Raw genomic sequence first — 5,715 nt, forward strand, 5'->3', positions numbered from 1 at the left:
ATTTTGACTGTTTCTTCATGTGGTCCATTGCAATAAAGTGGCAAGTCACATCCTGCATCTAGAATACGCGCTGCACGCTCATGAAATGGTCCTTCTAATGCGCCCGTATCAATCGCATCTGAAAAAAGAATGCCTTTAAAAGAAAGTTCTCCACGAATAATCTCAGTAATTGCTTTTTGAGAATGAGTGACGGGTTGATTAGGGTCAACTTGCTCATACACAATATGCGCTGTCATGGCACAAGGCATATGAGAGAGGTCCATAAAGGGAATAAAATCTGTTTCTCTGAGTAAGTCAAGATTGGCCGTTACGCGCGGTAGTGATACGTGGCTGTCAACAAGTGCTCTGCCGTGGCCAGGTAAATGTTTGATAATCGGTAGAATGCCGCCAGCCATTAATCCTTCTGCATAGGCGCTTGCAAGTTGTGAGACGATTTGGGGATTTTTATGGAAAGATCTTTGGCCAATAATCTCATGTGCTCCTTCCTGTCTTAGATCACACACGGGCGCGCAGTTAATCGTGATGCCAACTGATTTTAAATCATGGGCGATGAGTCGGCCCATAAGCCAAGAGGCCCTGATTCCTTTTTCTTTATCGCGATCAAAGAGAGAGCCGATGTCAGAGGCATGAGGAAATTTTTGAAAATGGGGGTGCGAGAGCCTTTGGACGCGGCCCCCTTCTTGATCGATCAAAATAGCGCAATCATGGCGTTTTGTCACTGTTCGTAATTGTGTTGTGAGCGCGTTTAATTGTTCAGGGTTTTCATAATTGCGTGCAAAAAGGATAAAGCCAAATGGTTGATTAGGGCCAGAGAATAGGTCTCGTTCTTCTGGAGTGAGTTTGGTTCCTTGAAGCGGGACAATGATTTGCTTGAGCATTTAACATTCCGTTTTTGACTGAATTATGATACCAATAGAAAGAGGTAACAAAAGATAGTTGGATTATGCCAGAGAGTCTTTCCCATTTACAGAAAAATATCATTGCACTAGCGCCACCTGGCTCGCAGCCAAAAATCATCATTGTCACCAAACAGCAAAGTGCTGAAAAAATACTCCCTTTTTTAAAAGAGGGGCACCTTGATTTTGGTGAAAATCGCCTTCAAGAAGCAGAAGAAAAATGGCCAGCTCTGAAGAGTCAGTTTCCTAATATCACGCTTCATTGCATTGGTCCCCTGCAAAGCAATAAAGTCAAAAAAGCTGTTGCTCTCTTTGATGTGATTGCAAGTGTTGATCGTGCAGATATTGCCAAAAAAATTGCTGAAGAATGCCAAAAGCAAAACAAAAAATTGCGCCTTTTTATTCAGGTGAACATCGGCCGAGAGCTTCAGAAACATGGCGTTTTGCCAGAAGAGCTACATGCACTGCTTTCTTATTGTCAGAAGGATTTACAGTTAACAATTGAAGGTCTGCAAGCCATTCCTCCTCAAGGAGAAGTGCCTGATCCTTATTTTGCAGAGCTCAAAAAATTAGCGGAAATCAATCGTCTTGAAAAGGTGAGTATGGGCATGAGTTCAGACTATGAAACAGCCGTTAAAATGGGAACAGATTATATCAGAATTGGATCACTTCTTTTTGGAGTAAGACGACCTAACGTATAAGGAGATATTATGGAAGTCAAAAGATTGTCAGATCTTGCGAAATATCACGGTCAATTCATTCGGATTTCAGATGGTACTGAATCACCAGACATCTTAGGTTATTTGGATAAAACGATATGGATTGGATCACAAAGAATTGTCCTGTTCTTCTTTCCAATACGCAAAGCAGATGCCTTTGATAAGGCGCCGACTGAACTGACGGATAAAGTTCTAAGGGAACGTCCGGTCTATGTTAAAAAATTGCATCCCCTGGAAAGGCTTGAGTTGAAAATTCAGGTCGAGCAAAAAGAAATTGCACTGACAGGTTATAGTGATGTTGATGCTTTACAGTTACTCAAACAGACAGCCAGTATTTCAAAACTCTAGACGCGTTCTGCAAGCCAAATAGCAATGCGTGAGCCTGTTTTGATGGCACTTGAGAGAAGAGGGTAGGCAGCAGCTTCTTCGGCATGGTTCTCAATACCGATATCATGATGCTCCATCTCTTCTTCTCTGAATTTTTGGATCATCCCTTGTAGTTCTTTTTCATCATCAAAATGATCGAGTTGATCAAGCTGGCTTTGATAATGCTCAGCAATGACGGATTCAACAGCTACAGTGCAGGCCATTGCTGCCTTTTCACCCATCAGAGCGGTTACAGCGCCTAAGGCATATCCGGCAGCGTGCCATAAAGGAAAAAGAGCAGAAGGTCTGACGCGTCTTTCTGTCATCAAATCTTCAAAGGCTGACAGATGGACTTCTTCTTGTTCGGCCATATGTTCAATCAATTCAGCAGACTCGGTGTTTTTTAGGACATCTAGCTGACCTTGATAGATTCTTTTCGCTCCATATTCACCAGCGTGATTGACACGGATCATGCGCTCAATAAGATCTTGCTTCGATAAATCACCAGGCAGGCCAAAAGGCTTTTGTTTTGTTGATTTTTTCATTTTATTTTTTTCATTTTGAAAGGGGTTGCATAGATATTGATGAGAAGGATGATGGTTGAGAATAGGCCATTGTAAGCAGATAAAGTCAGGCCAAAAAGTGTATGGCCTTTGATTTCACAAGGAACACTTGGCACTGCTAAGTTTTTCATGAAGAGTGCCTCATCTCCTGTGCTCGGAAAAGGAACGCAAGAGACGACACTCTGCCACCATCTCATTTCAAGGCCAAATTGGTAGTAAGCAATAATGGCGCCAACTGTTAAAGAGAATAGGGCAATGACAAAGAACGCACTTGACATTTTGGGATTGAGCTTAATGAGAGAAAGAGTTCCGAACAATAAGGTTAAAAGATGCGCCCATCTTTGGAGTAAACACAATTCACACGGGACAATATCAAGCATATGTTCAAGAATGAAAGCGCCGAGAAGAGCAAAGCCACTAAATAGGATTAATAAGACTTTCATTCTGTGTTGCATTCTTTGAGATGAGATCTGGTTTATCATAGAGTTGATCCTTACATCAGTTTGTAAACAACGAAAAAGCCACCAAAAAAGAGCACAAAAAAGAGTGTTGTGATGAGGTTAAAGTGCTTTTCAAGCAAGCGTTCCATTTTTTCTCCATAGATCATCAAAATAATCGCAACGAGGTAGAATCTTGCGCCTCTGGAGAGAAAAGAAGTGATCACAAAGATCCAGAAAGGAAAGTGTGTGACACCACTCGTGATGGTAATGACCTTGTACGGGAAGGGTGTAAAGCCTGCTGCAGCAATAATCCAGACGCCCCAATAGTTGTAAAGCTCGCTGAATTTTGCAATGGCATCTGTATAGCCATAAGTATTCATGATTGGCACGCCAACCTCTTGGTAGAGAAAATACCCGATACCATAACCAAAAACACCGCCGAGCGTTGATCCAATTGTGCAGATCAATGCAAGCCGTAAAGCTTTATGACGATTTGCGAAAATGATAGGAATCAAGAGAACATCTGGTGGAATTGGGAAAACAGAGCTTTCAATAAAAGCGACAACAAAGAGCGCCCAAAATGAGCGCGGATGTTTTGAGAGATTATAAGTCCAGTCATAGAGTTTGCGAATCATATTCGTCCTTTCATTGAGTATGATCTATTGTGCCTGACTTTAAGTATTATTGACAAGTGTAAAAAAAATTATAAGAGGGCTTGACCAAATAAATTATTTCGCTATGATAGTGCTATTATCAAATCTAGTCGCTAATATTTCTTTTCAGGCTTGAAAAATAAATGACTGACGTTGATGTGGTGTTGCCCCTGTGGCGGAATGGTAGACGTGGCAGACTCAAAATCTGTTGTCTTCGGGCGTGGGAGTTCGAGTCTCCCCGGGGGCACCAATATTCAACTTGATATTTTCTTTACAATTTAAAGGCGTCTGCGGCAGAGAATAGATCCTGCAATTGATTCAACAAAGCTTAAAGGGTCAATTGTGACAGACATAGCTGTCTGGTTTGCATGAAGCATCTGATCCGCATCAATCATCACGCCGACATGTCCTTTAAAGAAGACAAAATCACCTCTTTGAAGTATATCTTGATTGTCTAGCAGTTTGCCCAATGCTGCAGCTTGTTGATCAGAATCGCGTGGGCATTCAATCCCATAAGCATTTAAAACAACTTGAACCAGACCAGAGCAATCAATACCGCCAAAAGATTTTCCGCCCCATAGGTAAGGGGTGCCTTGAAATGAAAGCATTGTTTTTAGCCAGTCTCCTTTCAGAAAACCATCTTGTTTTGAATGTTTTTCTGTGACGAAGCCGAATTCTGTCTCCAAATAACCATTGGTCGTTTTTGTGCCAGAAATGATGCTGCCGAGATAAAGATTGTTTGAAGGCTGAGACTTTAAATCAGGTTCTGTGTATGCAAAGGTTTTTGGGGCTGTGATGATAGCTTCTGTCATCGGAGCAGTTTCATTTTCTTCAACAGGTGTTAGGCAGGCCATTGGCACATAGCCGACGTAGCCATCTCGTAGATTTTGAACCCATCCATACCCTCCAGATTCACGGTGATATAAGTCAACCAATTCACCTCGTAAGAGCTGTGTAAGGCACCTAGCTTTTAAAGAAGGGGCATTTAAAACGCTCACAATGCTGTCTTTAACTCTGTAAAGTCTTGGTTCGTAATATTTTTCAACTTGAATCACCGCGCTTAAATAGTTAGCTGCAGCAGTGTCACGGTTGGGGTGAACTCTTGTGTCCAGTTTCATTGTTTTCGCATCAAAGTTATCCAGATTTTGACATTTGGCGCGGAGTTCGTTGATCGATAAGAGTGGCATTTCTTCTCCATTGTAAAGGGATATTTGCCTTCAGGATAGCATGTTGATAAAGACTTGTCGCCATAATTAAAGAATGACGAGGTCAGTATGATAATATGAACTTGAGATATTAAGGGGATTTGTTTGAGTAAGGTTGGCTCCCCGGGCCGGACTCGAACCAGCGGCCAGACGGTTAACAGCCGTCTGCTCTACCACTGAGCTACCGGGGAATACCTTGGTTATTTTTTTACCAGAAAAAATGGAGGAATGCTACTCATTTTTTTCAATTTCTCACATTTTTTTGAATTTTTTCTGAGAAGCGTTTTGTCTTAACAAGAGAAGGTTCCCTTATGCTTTGATTTTGATTGAATATTTAAGAGCGAGGGCTCAAAAACAAAAAAACGAGAAAGAATGTCTTCCTCGTTTTTTGATTTGTTCAAAATTCTAAATTAGAATCCCTCACGATCAAGGCGTTTACGCATAAGCTTACGTGTTCTACGAATTGCTTCAGCTTGTTCACGGGCTTTACGTTCTGAAGGTTTTTCAAATGTGCGACGAATTTTCATCTCACGAAAAATTCCTTCACGTTGCATTTTTTTCTTTAATGCACGTAACGCTTGATCAACGTTATTATCACGAACCTGGACTTGCATGGCTATCAACTCCTTTCTGGTTTAGATTACTTGTACACTGATTGAAAAAATTTCTCTTTTCAACGTCAGTTGTAGCCTTTTCGACTCAGGTCAAGAAGACTAGTATACACCATAAGTTGGTATTTAGAAAGAGTTAATTTAAGCGGTGTAGGAGCAAAATGATATTGTCCTGTTTGAGCAAGATAGAAATGTCCGCTTTTCAGTAGGAATTTTCTTTTAAACTTATCGAGAGTTTAGATGAAAGGGGTCCGAATGAATC

8 protein-coding genes and 2 tRNA genes are annotated in these 5,715 nt (G+C 41.3%); 3 read left to right on the plus strand and 7 right to left on the minus strand.

Annotation, left to right across the window (positions count from 1 at the left end; all coding sequences use genetic code 11):
• On the minus strand, positions 1 to 878 hold an 878-nt coding region (gene nagZ, locus KBF71_08670), incomplete at its 3' end, for a beta-N-acetylhexosaminidase (GenBank protein MBP9878385.1).
• A 65-nt stretch (positions 879 to 943) separates the two neighbouring features.
• Here nagZ and KBF71_08675 point away from each other — a divergent pair.
• Positions 944 to 1,597: a YggS family pyridoxal phosphate-dependent enzyme gene (locus KBF71_08675; GenBank protein MBP9878386.1), complete on the plus strand. Its 654-nt coding sequence runs from the start codon at positions 944 to 946 to the stop codon at positions 1,595 to 1,597.
• Positions 1,598 to 1,606: 9 nt separating this feature from the next.
• The gene (locus tag KBF71_08680; GenBank protein ID MBP9878387.1) at positions 1,607 to 1,963 is read left to right on the plus strand and encodes a hypothetical protein; all 357 of its coding nucleotides are present in this window, start codon (positions 1,607 to 1,609) and stop codon (positions 1,961 to 1,963) included.
• Here the strand turns inward: KBF71_08680 and KBF71_08685 are convergent.
• From KBF71_08685 to KBF71_08695, 3 genes are read right to left on the minus strand one after another with little or no spacing between them, the layout of a single operon-like run.
• Positions 1,960 to 2,526: a demethoxyubiquinone hydroxylase family protein gene (locus tag KBF71_08685; protein MBP9878388.1), complete on the minus strand. Its 567-nt coding sequence runs from the start codon at positions 2,524 to 2,526 to the stop codon at positions 1,960 to 1,962. The two genes, KBF71_08680 and KBF71_08685, sit on opposite strands and share 4 nt — an antisense overlap.
• Complete coding sequence (locus KBF71_08690) at positions 2,523 to 3,026, minus strand: disulfide bond formation protein B (protein MBP9878389.1); 504 nt, start codon at positions 3,024 to 3,026, stop codon at positions 2,523 to 2,525. Before KBF71_08690 ends, KBF71_08685 begins: the two co-directional genes overlap by 4 nt.
• A gap of 11 nt (positions 3,027 to 3,037) precedes the next feature.
• Positions 3,038 to 3,619 (minus strand): DedA family protein, encoded by a 582-nt coding sequence (locus tag KBF71_08695; GenBank protein ID MBP9878390.1) that lies wholly within the window; start codon positions 3,617 to 3,619, stop codon positions 3,038 to 3,040.
• Between the two features lie 184 nt (positions 3,620 to 3,803).
• On the opposite strand from KBF71_08695, the gene KBF71_08700 reads away from it, so the two are divergent.
• Positions 3,804 to 3,887, plus strand: a tRNA-Leu gene (locus KBF71_08700).
• A 28-nt stretch (positions 3,888 to 3,915) separates the two neighbouring features.
• Here the strand turns inward: KBF71_08700 and KBF71_08705 are convergent.
• The 3 genes from KBF71_08705 to KBF71_08715 form a co-directional block, all read right to left on the minus strand.
• Positions 3,916 to 4,824: a C40 family peptidase gene (locus KBF71_08705; GenBank protein ID MBP9878391.1), complete on the minus strand. Its 909-nt coding sequence runs from the start codon at positions 4,822 to 4,824 to the stop codon at positions 3,916 to 3,918.
• A 134-nt stretch (positions 4,825 to 4,958) separates the two neighbouring features.
• Positions 4,959 to 5,033, minus strand: a tRNA-Asn gene (locus KBF71_08710).
• A 219-nt stretch (positions 5,034 to 5,252) separates the two neighbouring features.
• Positions 5,253 to 5,456: a 30S ribosomal protein S21 gene (locus KBF71_08715; protein ID MBP9878392.1), complete on the minus strand. Its 204-nt coding sequence runs from the start codon at positions 5,454 to 5,456 to the stop codon at positions 5,253 to 5,255.
• Between the last annotated feature and the right edge of the window lie 259 nt (positions 5,457 to 5,715).

It is taken from the genome of Alphaproteobacteria bacterium (assembly GCA_018063245.1).
Taxonomy (GTDB): Bacteria; Pseudomonadota; Alphaproteobacteria; order JAGPBS01; family JAGPBS01; genus JAGPBS01.